Raw genomic sequence first — 21,692 nt, forward strand, 5'->3', positions numbered from 1 at the left:
TTAATATTGTCTAATAAGTATCTCAGCACTTGGTTCTACACTTCGCATTGATTGCATTGCCGTTAAGGTATCGTCATCATTTTTCTTCTCTTGAATAGGCACGATTAATGAATCTTTAGGATGGTCTCTCCAAAAATATTTAAGGTCTTTTTGTGCATCAATTTTATATTTCCAATCTCTTAAAATATTATCAATCTTTTCAGTTATAAGTTGTAAATCATTTTGAGCAAAGTGATGGTTTTGAAAAAGTTGAAGCAAATTATTTCGTAATTCATTTTTTACTTTGTCATCAATTAAGGCTGTTGCCGCATTATTAGCGGTATATGGTGTGGTATGTCTGAAATAAGCAAGAATTAGTGTAAACAACATTTTGTCCAAAGCATTTTCGGCAAATGGTGTTACGCTTAATGGTTCTACTTGTTTATAAAATGTTTTGTGGAATTGTACAAAATCTTCAAAGTAAGATAAATCACGGCTATTGAATGGGTCGTAAAGCGTAATAACCAAGCCTTCGTTTTTTCTTGCCACACGGCTACTTGCCTGAATATATTCAGCTGTATTTGGTGGCATTCCGTTCATTATCATTAGACCTAGCCTACTAACATCAAGACCAACACTAATCATATTAGTTGCCAATACTAAGTCGTAAGCCTTATGTTCATTGATGTTTCCGTTAAATTCAATTTCTAATTTATCTAAATTCTTCTTGATTTTTTCATTAGGAATACGGCTTGTCAATTCAATGTTTCGATATGATAATTTATTGTAATTACTTCTTTCACTATGTGAATTGTTATTCAAGTATCGAACTTGTAATTGCTTGATAATTGGTTTTAATTCCGAATTAATTTTATTAGAAAATCGTCCAATTTCTTTTAAGCTCTTGAAATAAGAGAGTATCGTCCAAAAATTATCTACTTCTTTTTTATCTGACGACTTTTTCCAAACTTCCAATCTTGCAAAAAGCAATGATGCCAATAATTGTAAATTGGTAACAACAGTTGTCTTTCCCGTTGGTAAAATGCCTATATATTTTCTTTTACTTTCTTCAATTACTTTTGAAAAAAATGTGTCGTCTGAATTAGTAGCATATTGTGGAAATATTCGTGCTTCTCTGCCGTACAAACCTTGAATTTGTTTGTCAACATTTTTGACGGTTGCCGTGGAAGCAATGATTTTAGGGTTATCACAAAGTTGCAACAAGGCATTTTCAAATAAACCAACTAAACTTCCCAAGGTTCCATTTAATAAGTGTAATTCATCTTGAATTATCAATTCTGGTTTACGATTTGAGCCATTGTTGAAGAATGTAGTAGATTCTCCTTTCCAAGCTAATGATGCAAATTTATCAACGGTCGCAAAAAGAATAGTAGGTGGATTTGAATAAATATCTTCATCTATTAAGACTACTGGCAAACCTCCGTTTTGTTCCGAAAAATGACAAGCATTGTTCAAGCAATAGCTTCTTAACTGCCTGTAAGTTCTATGTCCAATTTGATGTGCTTTGTCTTTTTCATTTATTCGTGAGATAATTTTAGTATTACACCATTGACAGTTTGATAATTGAAAAGGGTTTACAACATATTGATTGCCTTGATTGAGCTTATTTTGAGCGTATTCTAATTTTTTCTTACCATCTTTTAAGTAATTAGGAATTGTTTGTTTACCCACCCAAAAACCAATCGAAACAGGTTTGTCACCTAAATCTGTATGATTACTTCGGATAAATTCACAAGCTAAAATTAATTTTGAAGCTCTTTCAAATTGTTGTGCAGAAAGCAAACGCAATGTGTAGCGGATGATTATGTTTACACCATCGTAACTATCAGGATATTGTATTCTTCTCCAAAAAATCAAGAATGCTGAAACTGCTAAATATGCTTCTGTTTTTCCACCACCAGTAGGGAAGTAGAGTAAATCAATCAACTCTTTTTCATTGCTATTTTCATCAACAAACGAAGCCAAACATTGTAAAATAAATGCTAATTGAAATGGTCGCCATTCTGGTATTCGGTCTGAGGGGAATGGCAATGTTCCATAATCTTGAAATTTATTTTGTAATGGTTCACTACGTTCCCAAACTTCATATCCTTCTTTTTTCTTACTAAAATGTTGCTGGCTTTGAAAAAATTGCAGATAAATAGCAGTATTAGATAATTGAAATGCTCGTAAAGCATTTTCATTTTCAGAAAGTAATTTAATTCCATTGATTATTCTGTCGTAAATCTGCTCACACTTTTTGATGTTTTTTAAACCTAATTCATTTCCGTTTGCAGATTTATTTTCTTCTTCAATCCAATTTTTGTATGCTTTAGCTACCTGCGTAAGATTAGAGATAATACTTTCTGTATCAGAATTGTAAACAGAAAGGTTTTTAATGTTTAGAATGTCTCCTTTAATTTTGTCGGTTTCTGAACTTTGGTTTTTTACATCATATTCAGGCAAAAAAGTAGATTGAATCCATTGAGGTGTGTTTGGTGATTGAGCATTTTCCCAAGTGCAAGCTGTGTTATGTCCAATACCAAATGCTAATTTATCACGATAGAGATAATCCAACATTTTGTCTTCATCAGTTTTGTACAAATGTGCTTTGTAATCCCTGAATGGTAACAATTTTCCACTTTCAATTCTCACTTCAGTTTGAAAACAGGATAATTGATTTACCTTTTCTTTTGAAAGTGAAAACTTGTCTTTAGGAATCAATGTTTTATTTTCAATAACTGCTTTAATAAAATACTTGTCAGAATAATTTGTGTAAATTTTAAAATGAACAACAAGGTTTTCCTTCATTTCCTTGCTCCATTTTTCTGTATTCACATTTGATTGTTCAGATAGTATTAATTCAAGGTGCTGATTGTCGGCTGAAAGAATATCCTTGATATTTGTCTCAATCTCAATTGAATTGTCATTTCGTTTGTATTTGTCTTTAAAAAAAAGTTTTGAAATGATTTTGTATAAGGCGTGGTCATAAGATGTTGCTTTTGCCAAGGATTTTAATCCATCTTGAAATGCTTGGTATTCTGCGGTTATATTTCCGTCTTTTGTTCGCTGTATTTTTTTAGTTTGTGAAAGTGTCTTGTTCGGTTCGTCATAACTTATAAAATTATTTAAACCGTGTTCGGATAGTAAGTTTATACCTTCGCCATCATAAGAAATTTTTGTTTCCTCAGGTTTTGCTTTTGAATAATTTCCAAAAGAAATAACAGTTTTAAATTTTTCACAAGATTTTTCAACGGCAAACGTAATCCCGAAATGGGAAGGGAAAAACGTGTTTGAAGTATATTTGGGTTGAGTGTCTGTTTTATCCGTTTCATCATCATCTTTAAAAAATTCTTTTTCCTTTTTTTCTTCTTCATCTATGTCTGAATTTAAATCAGTTACATCATCTGCATCTTCTTCTTTCATTTCCTGCTCGCCATTGTCGCTTGCATTTGGTTGTAACTGTTTTGGAAATAAAATTCCCGAATAGTATCGTTGTAAAGGTTTCCCTTCAATGATTTCATCACTAAAATCATCTTTGCATAGAAAAATGTCAGAACCTGGACCGATTATTTCTTTCTTAACACGTTCAATGACTATATTTCTGTTCTCTTTTACGCTCATATTTCAATTAATTGTAAAGCTGTTTCTTCTAATTTTTCAATGCTTTCACTAATAGCTTCTTTGCTAACAACTGTGTGCATTGGCATAAACTCATCAACAAAAGCGTGTAAAGTGTATTCGTTGAAATTTCTTTTTCTCAATATTTCCCCAATTTTCTTTTTCTTCAAAAACAGACGCAATTCTTGTTTTAACCCACGACCAAGTACAATCATTGTGCTATTGTAAGTGGTTTTTGATTTTAAAACTGGGTTTAAAATCGTGTCAATTTCATTATCAGATAAATTATGATAATACAATTTTAAAATTGCTCTTAAATCATTTTTATACATTGGAAACTTTCTAAATCCACTACCGTAAGCTGCTAATGTATTAGGTAACACTTTTAAGCCGTTTTCTTTTAATTTTTGATAAAGTTGTTCATCTCCAAACTTGTTTCGCAAATCACATATGATTTGTTTCCAAAAATTTGAGTGTTCTTCTACTTTTCCAAAAATGTCAGGCTCGGTTTCAACAGCAACCTGATAAAGGTTATCGGCTAATTGTTCTTTTGGATAAATTCTAATTTTGTCTCCTACTTTGATTTTATAGGATTTTATCAAATCTCCTTTATCAGTAAAAACGGTATCATTGCTTTCTAAGAACAGTTCGATTTTCGTGGTTATTATTTTGTAAATAAGTTTTTCTTCAATTTCATTCAGCAATAAATCACATTCTTCTTTATATCCATCATAAGCCTTGTTATTCATTTCGTCTAATCGACAAACAATACCATTTATGGTAGAACTGATGTCAGTAACATTATTTCTTGTTTCTTTATATTCAATACCACAAACTTTAAAACGGTCGGTTGATTTGATTTCAGTTTCAATCAGTTTTTTCCTTTGGTCAAGATATTTGTGATATAAGTTCTTTTCCTGTTTATAGATAATCAATCTTATTTCATTATCTAAATTGTAGAAATAATCAAAATCTTTCTGACCGTTGAATGAATAAAATACCAAAACTTTGTTTTGAATATCTATTCGTTTTAAGTTTGAAAAAGGGACTGTTTCAACTCTTCTGTTTTTGATATGTTGACTTATGAAATCCAAATCATTGTTGTCAACTACTACAATTGTTCTTTTGTCGCTTTTATTCAAGAAGTCGAATAAAATTTGTTGTTTTGGCTGTCTTTCATTAATTAGTTGAAGTAAACTAATGAGTTCAGTTTTTGGATTATTGTCTTTGAGATAATCTGTTGTATATCCACCTGCATTATCTAACTCTTTTTCTAATTCTTTGTTGATGTTGAGCCTGTTTATGAGATTTTCAATAGTTTCTTTTTGAATAGCATTTAAGCCAACTCGTAATATGTTTCCGTAGGATTTCAAATCAAAACCAAACTCTGAATGGATAAATTGTACTTTCATATCAAGACTTTTGATACACTCTTCTATTTCTTTGTTTGGTATGTTTCGGAAATTAATCATAAGGCATCTACAATTTCAATTTCTTCTTTGAACCAATTCCAACAAGGAATAGCCTCATTTTTTAGAGGCAAATAACTGTTGGATACAATTATTAAATTGAAACCAAATCGAGATTTGTCTTGAAGTATTTGTTCAATTTTATCAGCTTCGGTATCAAAGACAATAACTGTCTTGATTTTTTCTCCTTTTAATAGAATTTGTTGATAACAAACCTCATACTTTGGTGTAAAAAATGCTAAACAGTCTTGTAAAGCTGGAATTGATTTAGTTGTAGAAGTATGATTTTCTTCTCTCGGATTTGGCAAATAGGCACAAGGAATTTTGTTTTTATTAGGCAAAGAATCCCAAAGAGGTTTTTTGGCAACGAAAACAGTTTTACTTTCAAAATTAGTGGGTGTAAAGTCCATTTTTTTCCCTCCATTTAATTCAGAAAAAAATTTGGTATAATCTCTCAATTGCCTCGACCTTTGTTCAATGGGTAGAAAGAACTTAACAAGTTTGTCATATTTGAAAGGTGAAATAGCTTTGTTTTTAGTGTCTTGAAGGAAATAAGTGTTATTACTAATCCTTTGAATAATTGCGTAGTGTTGTTTTCCATCTCTATGAGTTCGTAAATCTCTAAGTCTATCTCCCTTTTTTAAATCAGGTAAATCATAATGGTTTAGGAAAATATCATTAGCAAATTCAACAAACAATTGTTTTCCTATTTCAAGGATTGTTTCTTTTGAGTTTTGAAAGTTAATATGGATAGGTTGGTTTTTTCGGTAAAAGTCTAAAATGAATTTTATTGAAAGGTCAGCAGTATTTGAATTAGTTAGGTTCAGGGTAATAATCCCGTCATATTTTTTCCATAATGCTTGATAATATTCTTCGTTTAAAATTGTCATTTGTCAAAATACGTTTCTTTCAAATATATTTTCTTTTTTTCGAGCGTTGGCAAAAAACAGCTCTTTTGGTTTTTCTGCTTTGGCTTATGTATCGGCAAAAAACCACATGTGCTGTTTGTGCGGCTGGCTTTTCAGCTTGCTTACAACGGTTCGGCTAAGCGTAGTGCGGAGGCAAGGAAACTTGTCGTTTCCGTCTGAGCACGAAGCTAAAGCTTTTGGTTTTGCTTTTTCTTTTTTTTGTCCAAAGCTAAATCCCAAAGATTTAGCGACTTCATAAATATACACAGACCTTTCAGTATTGCCCTAAAGTCCGCATTACGTTTAGGTATTGTTAGCAAACGTTTTTATTTCAGAAACACTAAATCTAGATACGTATTTCGGTTGTTCAAAAAATTAGTGTTTGTAGTATTATTTTAATTACAAAGTGTATTTTATGATGCCCTTTACCTTTCTAATATTCACTTTATTACCAATTAATTAATAATTTCATCTAAACATTCTGCTTTCCAAACTAGTCCAATGTCAGAATCTCCTGGCATAAGTCTTCCAGAATAAATTCCTAAAAATTTTTGCGCATAAGCGCCTGCGGAAATAACAAAACTATTTTTAGTATTGTAACTCGACGTTCTGCAAATAACAGGAGAACCTGACATACCACCCCTTGTAGAAGCATCTATATAAAATAATGGTAATTCATTAATATTTATGTCATAATCAGTTGAAACTTGTCCAGTTTTCCAAATAGGTAATTTTCCAAAACTTGAAAATCCGTAAGGAAACCCAATAATGCTAACATCCATTGAAGGATATATCAAAATATCATCGTTAAATTTAACTTCATTGATAGGATATAATTTCAATAAGATATTATCAATACCTTTGAAGGTTAATGGAATAGCAACAACATCAACTGCACTCCCTTTAGGGTGCTCAAGCCAAATAGGTTTTTGTTTTTTATATAAATCTATTTCGACAGTCTTCCATTCCCCTAATGTTTTTCGGTGGAAATAAATTTCTAGTTTTTCGGGATTAGAAATGTCAATTCCCTCACTATTTACCTCTGCTTTTCCATTTGGGTGCTTTCCACTTACAACATGCCAATTAGTTATCAAATAATTTATTCCGTTTTTTTCGTAGATAAAACCTGTGGCTGTAGTTGTTGGAATGTATTTGCCATTTATTTTTTTTGAGGTTTTTAAAAAAAGCGAAACAGTAGAAAATTGGTCTATGTTTATTGTGTCTCTTACGTTTTGATTTAAAATACTACTGTCGGTTATTACCTCTTGAGCATAAGAAAAATCTGAAACCATAAAAGTAAGTAAAAGCCAAAAGAAATTTTTCATATTAAATTTGTTAGTTTCATCAGTGAATAATTTTTATATGAATACATCTCATTTCCTAAAAAATATAAAAGTAGCATAATAATCAGAAGAGGAGAAACCAAGTTCTTAACAGTTATAAACAACTATAATTCAGGGATGTATTTAAAATTTCCAATCTCGCCAAAGTAAGAAAAAGCTATTGTACTATCTACGTTTTGAAGGTATATATGTATCAAATTTATGACTAACACCTAAGAAACGATTTACAGCTTTTATATTCTAGGAAGAATACTTGATTTTTAGCTAATTTTTAAGGATAGAATTATTGAGTAAACACAAACTTAAATACTTGGGCAAAATGTTTGCTAACGGTCTAGTGTATGATTAGTTGCGGACATTTCCGCAGGAAAGTGTCCGCCAGTTCTAAGATAATTAATTGCAGTGATTTCCGTTTAGGAAATCGGCCAGCAATTAATTATACACCGTGTTGTGCCCAGTTTTTTATTTTATCAATCAAAAGCTCTATTCGGTCATGTCTAACCCAGCCAGTCAAGTCCATATTTATTACATGTACTTTGTCCATTTGTTCATATATTTCAATGATCCTTTGGTGGCCAAACAGAGAGTTTTCTTGTTCGCTATAAATGAAGGTTAGTCGGTCGTATGGAATCTTTCTTGTTCTAGTTTTATTATTAAGAAGGTTTACCGATTTGGTCATAATAGTTTTTTCTCCATCATCAAATTTTACTTCGAAAACCTCTCCAAATTTATATTTTCTACTTGCTCTGTATACTAAAATTCCAATTACTACCAATCCGAATATTATAGTCCATAAATATGGTGAAGCTACCATTGATTCAAAAACTGAGTTTTTATTATCTAGATATCGATTTCTCCTCCAAAACGGAGTTGATAATCCTAAAACCCAAAGAGCCACTAATCCTAAAGAGAACAGTGTTATGTATTTCATTATTAATGTTCCCCAACTCAAATCAGATTCAGGTTGGTCAATTTTAAAATTCGATTCATTCATTGGCTTTAATTGGGCACAACACATATATATGTGTAATTAAAGGTTAAGATATAAAAATAATGGTATACCTCCTTAACTCCTATGCATAAATAGATAGGATGGTTTTTAAAAGTTGTCATTTTATATATCATTTTGTATCTTACAGTATATTGATATACCTAATGACGAATGGATTTTTCCCAATATACTTTTAAACCTGTTGTGCATAGAAACAAAGATGTAATATTGGTTATTTTTCCATTTAAACCGCATTTGGTACAACAATTTAGAGAACGCTTTGCCTCTGCAAAATGGAGCAAAACCAATAAAGCTTGGTATCTACCGGATATACCCGCTGTTAGAAAAGCCTTGAATATAGAGCAGCGACCATTTATTACAAAACAACTTCCCAAAATAGCTCCTGTTAACCAAACTGCCCTTATACGGTATTATGATCAGCTTAGGTTAAAAGCGCTTAGTCCAAACACCATTCGGATCTATATTGCCGAATTTGTTCATTTACTTCAGTTGATCAAAAATTATCCTGTGGATGAGCTTACACCCAAAAAATTAAAGGATTATTTTCTCTATTGTGTTTACCAGGAAAAAATGGGGGAACGAAAAATGAACGGTAAAATAAATGCCATTAAATTTTATTTTGAAAAAGTATTATACAGGCCACAACTCTTTTTTGATATTCCGAGGCCTAAAAAACCAGCGACCTTACCTAAAATGTTGGCTAAGAGTGAAGTGGCAAAGTTGTTTAAACAGCTTGAAAATTTAAAACATCGCATTGCCCTGGAACTTTGCTATGGACTGGGACTTAGGGTTTCAGAAGTCATTGCTCTTAAAATAAATGACATTGATAGCTCTAGAATGGTTGTGCATATTCGTAGTGCAAAAGGAAAGAAAGATAGGATGGTACCGCTACCCGTAACGCTATTGCCAAAACTCAGAAAGTATTATAAGGAATATAATCCCAAGGAGTATTTGCTTGAAGGCAGGTACGGGGGACAATATTCCAGGGGTAGCATACAGAAGGTATTTAAAGAGGCCATGAAAAGGGCAGGTATCAAAAAAAATATTGGGGTTCACGGCCTTAGGCACAGCTACGCAACCCACCTTTTGGAATCCGGTACCGATATGCGGTTTATCCAAGAACTTTTAGGACATAGTTCTATTAAGACCACTCAGGTGTATACAAAGGTAACACCACGTAGGCTTGCCAATATAGAAAGTCCGTTAGATTCATTATAATGCTACATTAAACGAAGGTTAAAGGCAAGTGAAGAACTATAGGATTTTGACTTGTGGGCCGCTTACTTAAACAAGACAGGGTTTAACTTTTAATGAATACCAGTTGTTTTGAAGCTAGACTGTATATCCCCAATAACATATATAGAATAGTTTTGGATTGCGACAGATTTATTTGTTGAAAGTCCAGGCCACAAACCTGCTCTTTTTATTGCCCTGTTCCATAGCTATCACCTTGACTTCTGTAGGCTGCGTCTTGTTAATGGCCCTTTTTATATTTTTAAGGTTTTCTTTTTGGGATACCAAGGAGGTGAACCAATGTACCTGGTCTTGGAATTGCATGCTTTCTTCGGCCATCTTTTTTACAAATGCTTCCTCACCACCCTTGTACCACAACTCGTTGGCCAAGCCCCCAAAATTTAGGCGCTCCCTGTCCTCCAATTGCAGATTCCGCACCTTTCGCAGGTTTTGTTTTTCGGCATCTGTGCGGTTCTTAAAAAATGGTGGGTTGCAGACCACCACGTCAAACTCATCATCAGGCTTAATTATATGTTCCAAGATGCTGTTTTTAAAACCTTGCTTCCTAAGGGCTATGTTGGCCAATACGCTGTTTCTGTCAATAATTTCCTGGGCATTTTTTAAGGCATCCAGATCTACCTCACTGGCCGCGCACTGCCAATGGAAGTGACAGGTAGCCAAAATAGGGTAGATAAGGTTGGCTCCGGTGCCAATGTCCAATAAACGGATTGTGGGCTTCGGAATCAGGTCAGCTATATGCAAAAGGTAATCCAAGCGTCCAGGAATAGGGGGGCAGAGATTCTGCTCCGGAATATCCCAATAGTCAAGTCCATAGTGTGCTTTTAATAGGGCTGTGTTCAAAGCCCTTACCGCCAGAGGATCTCCAAATTTTATGGTTTGGTTGCCATACTCATTTACAAAAACAAATTTCCTTAGTTCTGGGGAATGCCGAATAAGCAAATCAAAATCGTAGGCTTCGGAAAACGGATTTTTTGGATGCACGGGTATGGTTCTTAAGAGGGCAAAGTTAGCAAAAGCTTATCTAAATCGACATTTCTTTCCTGGGGTACCACTTATTCTAAAAAGTTCAATGTCACAAGAGTCATAATAGATTCTGTGGGCATGGGTATTGGGCAACAATAAATGGCTGTGGTTCATTATTGCCATAAAGAATTAAACTCGCCAAAAATTATTTAGTAAATTTAAGAATCGGGTTAGCTATTTAATCACACCAAAAAACCTCACCTATGGAATTTACCTTAAAAACAACATTTAATACCACGGCAAAACAAATTTATAAGGCATGGCTTAGTACCCAGGGACACACCAAAATGACCGGAGGGGAGGCCTTCGTTTCCGATAAGGTTGGTGATCCGTTTACCGCATGGGACGGGTATATTAAGGGAGAGAATCTAATTTTGGAACCCTACCATAAAATTGTGCAATCCTGGCGAAGTGATAATTTTAATGAAGACGAGGATGATTCGCAAATTGAGGTTGTACTTTCAGAGACAGATGGTGTAACCGAATTGACCTTGATACATAGCAATGTTCCGCAAGATGGCGAACACTATATTCAGGGGTGGCAGGAACATTATTTTGAACCTATGAAAGCGTATTTTGAATTTTAAGGAGTTTTGAAAAGCACCGGATATATTTCATAGTATTCTTAAAGAAAATTGGGCGCAGAAAAACATATTATTTTCTTGCGCCCAATAGTCTTAAATGTCATGGCCGTACCCTGAGCGGATTCGAAGGGTTGGACAAGCAAACAAACCGAAGGTTCATAAATAGCTTCAAATAACAAGCAGAAATCAATGAACTATATCGAAGATTCGCGAAAACTGATACAAAACAATCGCTTGAGTAAAATGAAAGTATAAATTCAAAATATATTTTAATCAATTACTCCTTCCAAGTATCTGTCCTAAACGAGGAGGCAGGTAAGCCCTCCGTATTGAACAGGCTGCCAGCCTCACAATTGCTAAATGCATACCTAACGGCGACGGGATTTGTAACCCCTTCTGCCCAAACACTAAGGCTCTTGTCCCCGTTAATTTTGGCCTCGGCAGGATGAAAAACTTTGTCCGCTCCCGCAATTTCAAATCCTGTCAAGGGCCGACCGTAACTCGAGAGACCGTTCTCAACATAATCAAAGGACAACTTTACCTTGCCCTCTTTAATTTCTTCTATTTCTTTGTATACTGGACCACTATAGGCAAATCCTTCCATGCCGTAATCCTTGGATAGTGCCCATAGTGCCAATCTATCGCCCACCAATTTTTTCTCCCTTGGGTGTATAAAATCACAATCCCCAATATCCATGGTTACTGCCATTCCGGTATTTTCAACCGTTTTCATAGTGTGCAATTGTGCCTCTCTAACAAAGCCTGCATTGCCATCGTTATAACCATAGGGGGCAATTTGTACAAAGTAAAAGGGAAACTTGCCCTGTTGCCACTTTTCCCTCCAGGTGTTGATCATGGTGGGGAAGAGTCGACTGTATTCCTCGGCCCTGCCTCTGTTGGATTCTCCTTGGTACCAGATTGCTCCCTTAATACCGTAACCCACCAATGGGTTGATCATGGCATTGAACAATAGGGTAGGGGTGCGCTGTGGTGCTCCTTCGGGAAGTTTACTTGGAAGCTCTATGGTACTGAATTGGGAAAGCGTCTCCTTGTCCATCCAGGTTTCCACACTGGACCCGCCCCAAGACGTATGTATCAAACCAATGGGAACGTTTAATAGGGTATTCAATTTTTTTCCAAAGAAGTAAGCGGTAGCACTAAAGTCCCTCACGGTTGCCGGACTGGCCTCTGCCCATTGGCCTTCCACTTTATCCAAAGGTTCTAGGCTTGATGCTCTTTTTACGGTAAACAAACGTATCTGGTTGTTTTTGGAGTTTAAAATGGCCTCTCCGCTACCATCTATGGGTTGGTTGTTAAATCCTTTTACGGGCATTTCCATGTTGGACTGGCCGGAACAAAGCCAAACTTCCCCGATCATTACATTGTTGAACGTCACTTCATTGCTGCCCTTTATAACAAGTTTGTAGGGCCCGCCATAGGATGGGGTTTTCATCTTCAACTTCCATTGCCCCTGACTATTGGCTGTTGCCGTAGATTCCTCTCCCCAACTTCCTATTATTTTAATTTTAGTGTTCGGTTTGTCGGTTCCCCAAATGGAAACATTGTCTTTCTGCTGTAATACCATATGATCTCCAAAAAAAGATGGTAATTCAATTTGGGCGTAAGAGACGGTGACAGTACTTAAGAGCAATGCCAATAATAAAGTTTTCAATACTTTCATAATTGTTTAAAAAAATGGATTATAAGGTTGTTATTAAAATGTTCCTTAAAAAAATACGCTGGTATTTTCCGTAAGGAAATAGCACTCGGATAAATGTAACAAATATTTATGGTTTCAATAAGTTCGGAATTTTATCAACGCTGCGCAGTGTTATGGTTTGAAGTTTAATTATGATTGAATAAAAAAGGCATTTAATATTCTTTCATTTTCTGGGCTTAGGACTATGATTGATGCAATGCTATATTATCGATCAACAGTTTAAAGTGTTCAGTTCTTTTGTTCCCGATCAGGAAAACAATTTCCTCAATATGATCTTTTGAAAAATTGGGTTGGTCCAATTTCCTACCCCGAAAAGAAGGATACATATCCCTGAGTAAAATTTTGATTTCTTCCCATTCCCCTGTAGTCGGGAAGGTAGTGGTATAGGAATAATAATTGCCGGCATTGTCCTTTACCCTAAATTGATAGTCTTTGCCGTCGCCTTTGAGCTGAATGCCAATGTAACTGTCTTTGGTTACCTGTAGCTTATCAAATCGGTAACGGACGGAAGAGAATCCACCATTGTTTTCCAAAGAGATTTTGCCCGCAAATAATCCATGTCCGTCAGGGCTCAAGGTAAAGCTTCCTACCGACAGGCCGCCCATGACCCCATCATTCACAATTCTCCATTTCTTGATGCTGGAATCTTTGTTGAAATCGAAAATTATTTTTGAGGTCATAAGTGTCATAAAAACTAAAGTGGCCAAAAGATACTTCATAATTCGCCTTTAGGTAATTTACGACAACTTAAGCTAAAGACCATGATCAATTACGGCATTTAGGAATAATATTAATACGGGCTGGGTGGCATCATTTACCAAGCCCGTAACAATTCCTTTAAAATGCAACATAAGGCCCAAGTTTAGTTCCTAGCTTACATAATGGACAGATTTGCACAGGCTTAGGATTCGGCTTTACATTTTAGTATATGGACCGCTCCACTTTGTTCTTTATAGGAGGTATGGTCTGTAGGTATTCAAAAATGGCCCCGGCTTCGGCATCGGTAAGTTGAGGATAGGGCAGCATGGGGTAGGTCAGGGCCTTTTCACCCTTTTTCTGCCCATACTTAAGGGCATTGATAAAATCGTCCTTGGTCCAGTTGCCAATGCCAGTGTCCTTGTCCGGTGTTAAGTTGGTGGTGAGCATTACCCTTCCCTGTAGATCCAAGGGTTTATTGCCCCCTGCAAAATACCCATCACTTAGTTCCGGATTTAAAAAATCGTTGGTTTTAAAGTCGGCCGAGTGGCAGGAAAAGCAATCCAGATTATGAGCCAGGTATTTGCCCAATTCCACAGGGTCGTTTTCATTTGGCAGGGGAATTGCTTCTTTGGGCATAGGAAGGGGTTTAAAGGCAACCCTACATAGGAGTTTGGTCAATAGTGAAGGTTTGGGAGGAGTATCGGGAGTTGGGTCGGCTTTGACCATAGGGTGGTCCGACCTTAAAAACGATATTATAGCATTGATATCCTCATCCGCCATATGTGGCAGTTTGGCCATATAGGGTGGACTGTATTTTCCATCCCTTTTTATTCCCGTTCTTAGTAGATATACCAGTTCCCCATCCGTCCACTCCCCAATACCATAGGTTTTGTCCTGGGTAATGTTCTGGGAATAAATTTCTCCAAATTCCGGTGGGGCATCCATCATTTTTTGTCCGGTAAGTTTGTTGGTTTGGTGATTTAAATGGCAACTGGCGCACAACATAATGGCCAATTTTTCACCCCTTGCAATGGCCTCCGGACTACTTTTAACCCTAAAATCAACTTTTTCAACTTCATAGGAAGGAATATCGCTGGCACTGATAAAGATCAAGGCGATAGCAATCAATAGAACAATAACTCCTAGTCCGATACCAACAATTTTAAATACTTTTTTCATCTTAATTATAATTAATTAAACAAAGTGTACTCAATATTTGGGAACGTTTTATTTTTTTAAAATCACTATCTACTAACCTTTGCCAATATTGCCTACCTCGGTATTCTTTTACGTAATACACCGTAGAAACTGTACAGTATTAAATTCTAAAATGTTGGGGATTAATTTAACGAGCGAATTTTATCATTGGTTGTACGTTGGTTTTTCAGTAGGCATAGTTGTTGGATGTTATCATTGTATACTACCTGGTATGTACTAAAATTAGTAAATTTTTCAATTAAACGATAACGAATTTTTCAACAATCTACTTTTAATCAGATAGTTGTAGGAGTTTTTTTATGCCTGATTTTCTCTCCATTATTTGTGAAGGGCTAATTGAAGTAACTCCGAGAAAAAGAATTACCGGTTTTTTGAGCGTAGAAAATGAGAACTTATTTCAATTTTGCGCAATTTTGCAAAATTATAGGCAATGTAAACGCGAGATGAAAAATATTTTATTGAAACTTATAATTAAGAATTTGTAAAGTACTAATTCCAGATTAACCATTTATCTTTTCGTAGTTTTATAAAGACAACAATGGTGATGTAAACAGCATTTTGTCAATTTTGGACAGAATTCAATTGGTCGCAATAAACTACTAATGTTAATTCAAGTTTTTGTAATCGCAATTATTGAATTTACACAAAACATTTGTTAGTTATCTTCAGCAAACTCAAGAGCTACATGGTACGCTGTATTTCTTCCCTGCTGTTGGGAAATTATCCAATCCCGTATTCTTATACCCGCGTAATATGGATTGTTTGAAATTCCAGAGACGGCATCCAAATGCTTGTTCATAGCAGACACCCCATTAAAAAGCTCTCTAAATAGATTCTCGAAGGTAGCAAGAACATTTTCTACATTTTTGTTTTTATTTTTAAGGTCTAGGTTAATTTCCGAACGATAATCGGTGACATATTTTAACACATTACTTGCTATCGAAGGGCCATTATCGTCAAACGGGTTCCAAGGATATAATTCAACATCTGGATCGACGTTTTCTAGAATTGCCATGGTTACATCATGTTCGGTAAAAATTCTTAAATCTGCGGATGGATTTAGCCATAAGTCATAGGCCCTTACTTTAAAAAGATCATATTTATTGTTAGTATTTCTTATTGCATCTATTTTATCCGCTATCTCATCTCTTTTGTTATTCTCTTCCTGATCTGTTAAACGTATACCGCCAGGTGCTGTTACATTATGCATGGCTATCTCCTTAATTATTATGGAGCGATTCTTTTTACGTCCTTCAGGGGTATTGTTGTCTGCTAAATAATAATCCAAAGGTGCTCCTGAAATTCGTTTTAGATTGATTTCGTTCTCTATGACCATAGTATTGTCCTCAATTTTAACCCAGTTTGCTTTTCGACCTTCTGGCGTAGGAATGAAAGCTTGGGAGGCTTTTATTGCCCGATTACTCCTCAACTTTTGATTGGTTGCGTTGGAACCTGAATTATCGGTGTATCCGTAGATTTCGATGTCTATCCAGATATCTTGATCAATAAGCTCCTGATATCGCTCTTTTAATTGATTGCGAATAGAAAATGGCCCTTTGGCATTATTATCAATGAGCGGATCAGCATTATTAACGCCAAAGTCATATACTATCCATGCAAACATTGGTATTGCCCCATTGTGATTGCCTGTTGTTCCAACTTTCTCAATTATAAATTGGGACTCCAAAGAATTTTTCCTTTCCTCAAGGGGAAGCGTGTTTGCCGAGTTTTGTGTTGCAGGATTGGATGGCTGATTATTGTTTGTACTAGGATTGGAAGTAACACTATTACCCGATATTCTATTAGGGCTTACTGCTGAGTAAAAAGCATCTTCTTCATGACTTTGACTTGTGCCGCCAGATGTCCCAGTAGAATTATTTGAAGTTCCCGAAGTAGTTGTTCCCGTACTACCAGAGCCTGTCCCAGAAGAATTTGATGAAGAATCTTGTTTTTGTTCGTCCATTTTTTTCCCTTGATTGATCATGGCTCCAACTTGGGAGTTGCTACCACTGCTGCCTTTGGCAGAACCACCCATATAGGCCATGAGCACATCACGTACGGCTCCTATTTTTGCTGCTTCAAGATCGGCCATGGTTTTCATGTTCTGCGCTGCCAACGATGCTCCCGCAACTGCCGCTTGGCCTGTAGTGTCAATGCCTTGCTGCAATAGAGCAGCTGTCTGCTGCATACCACTCATATCCCTAAATATATTTGAAGTAGTAATTGCATTGAGTACGGCACCCACTCCAGCTGGATCGGGTAGGGGTTGTGGATTTTGAATATTGACAATTGGAGATTCCAACCTAGGGGATGTTAAACCGTCATCGGTGGCTCGGGAACCTGCCTGAATAGGGGCTATGTCGGGAGCTTGATGTGGAATTGGTGATTCTTGCCAATCCCAGAAGCGGGTTATATCCAATTTTTCGGAAGCGTTATAGCGACCTAGAACTGCTTCGGTAAAGACTCCTTCGGTGGGTAGAGGTATAAAAGCTTCTTCGGTCTTAGACAAATCAATGTGTTTTTTCTTCCATTGTTCCCATGCCCAATCGGTTTTGATTCTGGTTAGGTCTGGCACATTAAATTCAAGACCTTCCCTTAGAATAGGACGCCTTGCCTCCAAAGAAGCTTCCGCATTTATCAAGTTGTTCACATTCATTGGTTTTGGATACCAACGAAATACAATATAATTCCCATAGGTGGTAAGGGGAACCGCATCTATTTGTTCTATAAGTCGCTGTCCCTCATAATTATAATGTGCCAATCTCATTACGACTTCATCAGCTGTAAGATTTTGCCAAATTAACTGACTATAATAGAGCTTCTCTTCGTTTAGCAGTTCAGAAAGCTGCTTATCAAATTCAGGCTGTTTGAATTCAAAAAACAAAATGGTGCCTGAAGTCCCTGGAAGCCTGCATGCCACCCGTTGATTGACCATACGGTCGCCCAAAATAGCATTCACCATGAATTCAGCCTTAGTATACTCTGTATTTTCCGAGGAAGTTGTTTCAAGTTCAATTTTTTTAATTCTATCAATGGGAATTGCCGGGTCAATTTTAATGTATCCCAAGTCATCTTGAGAAAAAATTAGTACGCTATTATCGTCCAATTGAACTCTAGCGCCTTTGGTTCTTTTTCTTAAGTCAGCGTTACCGAACATATTTTTGATAAAACGCAATTTGCAGTCAGGTGGGAAATTCAAGGTGCTAGACCCATAGCGCAAGTCTAATTTTATTTTGGCCTGGATATCCCCACTGGCCTTTTCGATTAGTTCTCTTGTAAAACTGGTTAGTGCCCCATTGTACAAAACTGTCCTGTAACGGTCTATGATTCGAACATCGTTAAATTCAAATGGTTTCATTGGAATAAAAATGCATCGATCGTATTTTGATAATTTTACCTGTGTTTTATAAATCTGAACCACTTCGTAATAATGTACCGAAAGTGCATGTGAATGGTTATAATTGGTAATTACACGGGTACGAATTTCTTCCCTTTCCTCCTGTTTTACTTCCCTCACCACGGCTGCCCTTTTATTACGGACCGAGGTTGAATTTTGTTTGGTACTCGCCGTTATATCCTGGCTCATTTCAGCCGAAATATCACGTCTGCCCGTTGAGGAGGATACTGAAATGGCAGAACCGAAAGTTTTGGAACTACCATGTGAACCCCCAAGGCCCAAGGACCCAAGAGTTAGTCCGGCAGAAAAACCTCCGGTTTTGGTTTTCGCGAAGGATTGGGAAGCTGAAAATCCATTCTGTACTTCTGTGGCTACGGCGCTTTGTACTTCTTCAATTGCCCGCGATTGTTCAGATGCAGCCGTTAAACCTTCTGTTTGTCTTATTTCTTCTTCCATACTCCCAGACTCCTTTCTGGACCACTCAATAATGGCTACTTTGGTGCTTTCGCCCGGTGCAAGACCTATACTATGTAGAAGTTGGCCAAGCGATAGCGCATGTGGTGTCCAAGTTTGGGTAAAGGTCAGTACAGATCCTTTGGCCGGCCTGCTGAAACCGCTTTTCCCTTTGGATGATGTAAGAATGTCTATTTGATGTGCACCGTCTGTTAATTCTGTGATATTCTCTTCAACAGTTCCTATAGCTTCATCAATTTGATCAATAAATATTTTTTGGTAACTAAGAGTTTCGGTAGCATGTTTTCCTCCCGTAGGTAACAGTTCAGCCGGGGCGTCGGGATCGCTATGAACACTTGTTTCGGGATTATAGGCATCATTGACCAAGCGTTTTGCATTGAGATATGGTGGCCAGAGGGAAAATTCCCTAATGGTATCCAAGTGCAAGGCCTTTACCAACTTTTCCTTACTTTTTTGTCCTACACCTTCTAATATTTCTATACTTTCATTGACAAGTTCATATGCTGGTTTACCTTCTGCATCTTTATTTAATATATCTGAAGGAATCAATCCCAACTTGGCATATAAGGTATCAGGGTCGGAGGAAGCCAAGGTGATTTCTTCTGTGGCCTTGAATATTTTGGAAGTACCAAGATCAAAAATGTTGTTGATTCCTATTAGCTTTAAAGAGTTCTCAATATCCTGTGTTACATTCACCATATTGCTAACGGGTAATTGTAAAATTTTCCCAATTGGAAGTCGAGCTTTTTCATCTTTCAAAATTGAATCAATATTAACGCTGCCTATTCTCATAATTTAAGGTTTTTCTTTAATAGTAATATGTTTACAAATTAATAAGTGGGCACGAAGGGTCGCTTTCGGGGAATAAATTTGCGGAATGCTGCTTACCAATTCTTAAGCAAGGAGAAGTTAACCAACATAATCTTTATATCATACCAAATCTGTAACCAATCATGCAACATATGTAACATTAACTACGATTTACTATATCCGTATAAAGGAAAGATGCTTTGTAGGAATTTATCCCTAGTATTTGAGTAGGGGCTATGTGAAGTTAATCTCAAGGAAATACTAATGGGTCTTTTATTTTGTAAATAGATAATCCACCTAATATTCCGTTTAATTATTTGCGGGATTTACGTCATTATACCACATGTTGCGTTACCAAGGTGCTACTGAATCTAGAAAGGAATTTTAGAATAGAATTGCAAATAAGCAAGTCTTAAATCTATGATATTTATAGAAGATTAATTAAAGGATTTGGCCTTTTCCAAGGCCTCATGAATATTTTTAAATATATACTCCTTGTCCAATAACATGAACACTCCATTCTTTTCGAAATCCTTACTGGTTTCTTCGTTAATACCTGAAAGGATTACTTTTATCCCCTTGGCCTTATATGATTTTATGATCTCCTTTAAGCTTTGATATCCGGTGGCGTCGATTAAGGGAACATAACGCATTCTAATAATAATGACCTTTGGTTGTAAATGGGTATTGGATATGGTCTCCTGAAATTGCCGTGCCGCACCAAAAAACAAAGGTCCGTTAATTTCATATAATAGCACGTTTTTGGGGAGCTCCAACAATTCATCGTCGAACAAATGTTCCCCGTTAATATTATCCGAAGTGATTTTTTCAACAAGGACAGCTTCGCTCATTCTTTTCATAAACATAAAACTGGAGAGTACTATTCCAATTTCGATGGCTATAACAAGATCGAAGATTACGGTAAGGAAGAATGTGGTTAGTAGGATGATGATATCCATTCTATTTCCCTTTAAAATAGATTTAAATTGCCGCCATTCGCTCATATGATAGGCCACAACCATTAATATTCCAGCCAAACAGGAAAGGGGTATCAACTTGGCATACGGAGCAAATAAAAGCATTATGGACAGTAGAACTACGGCATGTACTATACCCGCAATGGGTGTTCTGCCACCATTCTTTACATTGGTGGCCGTTCTTGCAATGGCTCCAGTGGCGGGGATACCCCCAAAGATGGCCGAGAATATATTGGCAGCACCCTGTGCTATCAGTTCCATATTGGAACGATGTTTACCACCTATCATGGAGTCGGAAACCACAGCGGACAGTAGGGATTCTATACCGCCCAAAAGGGCAATGGCAAAAGCTGGCTGTATCAACGATTTCACCGTTGCATAATCCACGTTGGGAAGGCTGGGCATGCTCAAATGATTAGGGATTTCCCCAAAATTGCTTTCAATGGTATCAACGGGAATTCCAAAAACCTGTACCACAATAGTAGACAATAGGATGGCCACAATGGAACCGGGTATTTTCTTTATCAACTTTTGAAAATATAGGGTAATAATGACCGTCCCGGCAGCGATTGCAATGGCATACCCATTTATCTTGTCCATATTTTCAAAATAGACCACCCATTTATCCATAAAATCGGCGGGTACCTTGGCTATGTTAAGTCCGAAGAAATCATTGATTTGGGAGGAGAAAATAATCAAGGCTATACCACTGGTAAAGCCTACGATCAGGGAGTAGGGAATAAATTTTAATAAATTTCCTAGTCGGGCCAGTCCCAAGCCTATGATGATAAATCCGGCCATAAAAGTGGCTATGGTTAGCCCATTAACACCAAATTCCTGGACAATGCCGTAGACAATTACGATAAATGCTCCGGTAGGGCCCCCAATTTGGACCCTACTGCCCCCAAAGGCCGAAATTATTATCCCGGCAATAATAGCCGTTATTATTCCTTTTTCCGGCGAAACACCGGAGGCTATGGCAAAGGCGATTGCCAAAGGAAGGGCTACTATGCCCACAATAAGTCCAGAAAGTACATCTTTTGTAATGGTTTCCTTGGAAATTCCCTCTTTTAAAAGAGAGAACAACTTAGGAATAAATTCTTTGTTCATAATAGAATCAAATGGTAGTCAAGGGTATTCAGTGAGGTTTTCAAGGTATATTACATTTTATGATAGTAATAAGCGGGCATAAACCTAGGGCGAT

General features: G+C 36.4%; 13 protein-coding genes. 2 read left to right on the forward strand and 11 right to left on the reverse strand.

The genetic code is table 11. The features are described from left to right. From KO529_RS16565 to KO529_RS16585, 5 genes are all read right to left on the reverse strand, one after another. Positions 1 to 3,603, reverse strand: a complete 3,603-nt coding sequence (locus KO529_RS16565) for a helicase-related protein (protein WP_215948978.1) — start codon at positions 3,601 to 3,603, stop codon at positions 1 to 3. Then, positions 3,600 to 5,012 carry a hypothetical protein gene (locus KO529_RS16570; RefSeq protein ID WP_215948979.1) on the reverse strand — a complete coding sequence of 471 codons (1,413 nt, stop codon included), beginning with the start codon at positions 5,010 to 5,012 and terminating at the stop codon, positions 3,600 to 3,602. Before KO529_RS16570 ends, KO529_RS16565 begins: the two co-directional genes overlap by 4 nt. A 56-nt stretch (positions 5,013 to 5,068) precedes the next feature. Then, complete coding sequence (locus KO529_RS16575) at positions 5,069 to 5,959, reverse strand: hypothetical protein (protein ID WP_215948980.1); 891 nt, start codon at positions 5,957 to 5,959, stop codon at positions 5,069 to 5,071. Between the two features lie 473 nt (positions 5,960 to 6,432). Then, entirely contained in the window at positions 6,433 to 7,302 is an 870-nt protein-coding gene (locus KO529_RS16580; RefSeq protein WP_215948981.1) for a S1 family peptidase, read from the reverse strand. A gap of 454 nt (positions 7,303 to 7,756) precedes the next feature. Beyond that, entirely contained in the window at positions 7,757 to 8,314 is a 558-nt protein-coding gene (locus KO529_RS16585; RefSeq protein WP_215948982.1) for a hypothetical protein, read from the reverse strand. A 168-nt stretch (positions 8,315 to 8,482) separates the two neighbouring features. Between KO529_RS16585 and KO529_RS16590 the strand changes: the two genes are divergently transcribed. Further along, positions 8,483 to 9,550 (forward strand): tyrosine-type recombinase/integrase, encoded by a 1,068-nt coding sequence (locus KO529_RS16590; RefSeq protein WP_215948983.1) that lies wholly within the window; start codon positions 8,483 to 8,485, stop codon positions 9,548 to 9,550. Positions 9,551 to 9,718: 168 nt separating this feature from the next. On the opposite strand, the gene rlmF is transcribed toward KO529_RS16590, so the two are convergent. Next, positions 9,719 to 10,567: a 23S rRNA (adenine(1618)-N(6))-methyltransferase RlmF gene (gene rlmF, locus KO529_RS16595; protein ID WP_215948984.1), complete on the reverse strand. Its 849-nt coding sequence runs from the start codon at positions 10,565 to 10,567 to the stop codon at positions 9,719 to 9,721. Positions 10,568 to 10,812: 245 nt separating this feature from the next. Here rlmF and KO529_RS16600 point away from each other — a divergent pair, with 245 nt between their 5' ends. After that, positions 10,813 to 11,196: an SRPBCC domain-containing protein gene (locus KO529_RS16600; protein ID WP_215948985.1), complete on the forward strand. Its 384-nt coding sequence runs from the start codon at positions 10,813 to 10,815 to the stop codon at positions 11,194 to 11,196. Between the two features lie 274 nt (positions 11,197 to 11,470). Here the strand turns inward: KO529_RS16600 and KO529_RS16605 are convergent, their stop codons facing one another. The 5 genes from KO529_RS16605 to KO529_RS16625 form a co-directional block, all read right to left on the reverse strand. After that, positions 11,471 to 12,874: a sialate O-acetylesterase gene (locus KO529_RS16605; RefSeq protein WP_215948986.1), complete on the reverse strand. Its 1,404-nt coding sequence runs from the start codon at positions 12,872 to 12,874 to the stop codon at positions 11,471 to 11,473. A gap of 221 nt (positions 12,875 to 13,095) precedes the next feature. Beyond that, complete coding sequence (locus tag KO529_RS16610; RefSeq protein ID WP_252734438.1) at positions 13,096 to 13,632, reverse strand: CIA30 family protein; 537 nt, start codon at positions 13,630 to 13,632, stop codon at positions 13,096 to 13,098. A gap of 202 nt (positions 13,633 to 13,834) precedes the next feature. Next, on the reverse strand, positions 13,835 to 14,791 hold the full coding sequence (locus KO529_RS16615; RefSeq protein WP_215948987.1) for a c-type cytochrome: 957 nt from the start codon (positions 14,789 to 14,791) through the stop codon (positions 13,835 to 13,837). A 694-nt stretch (positions 14,792 to 15,485) separates the two neighbouring features. Further along, positions 15,486 to 19,493: a hypothetical protein gene (locus KO529_RS16620; RefSeq protein ID WP_215948988.1), complete on the reverse strand. Its 4,008-nt coding sequence runs from the start codon at positions 19,491 to 19,493 to the stop codon at positions 15,486 to 15,488. 455 nt (positions 19,494 to 19,948) lie between these two features. Beyond that, complete coding sequence (locus KO529_RS16625; RefSeq protein ID WP_215948989.1) at positions 19,949 to 21,598, reverse strand: SulP family inorganic anion transporter; 1,650 nt, start codon at positions 21,596 to 21,598, stop codon at positions 19,949 to 19,951. Positions 21,599 to 21,692 lie beyond the last annotated feature (94 nt).

The organism is Arenibacter algicola (genome assembly GCF_018860365.1).
Classification (GTDB): Bacteria; Bacteroidota; Bacteroidia; order Flavobacteriales; family Flavobacteriaceae; genus Arenibacter; species Arenibacter algicola_B.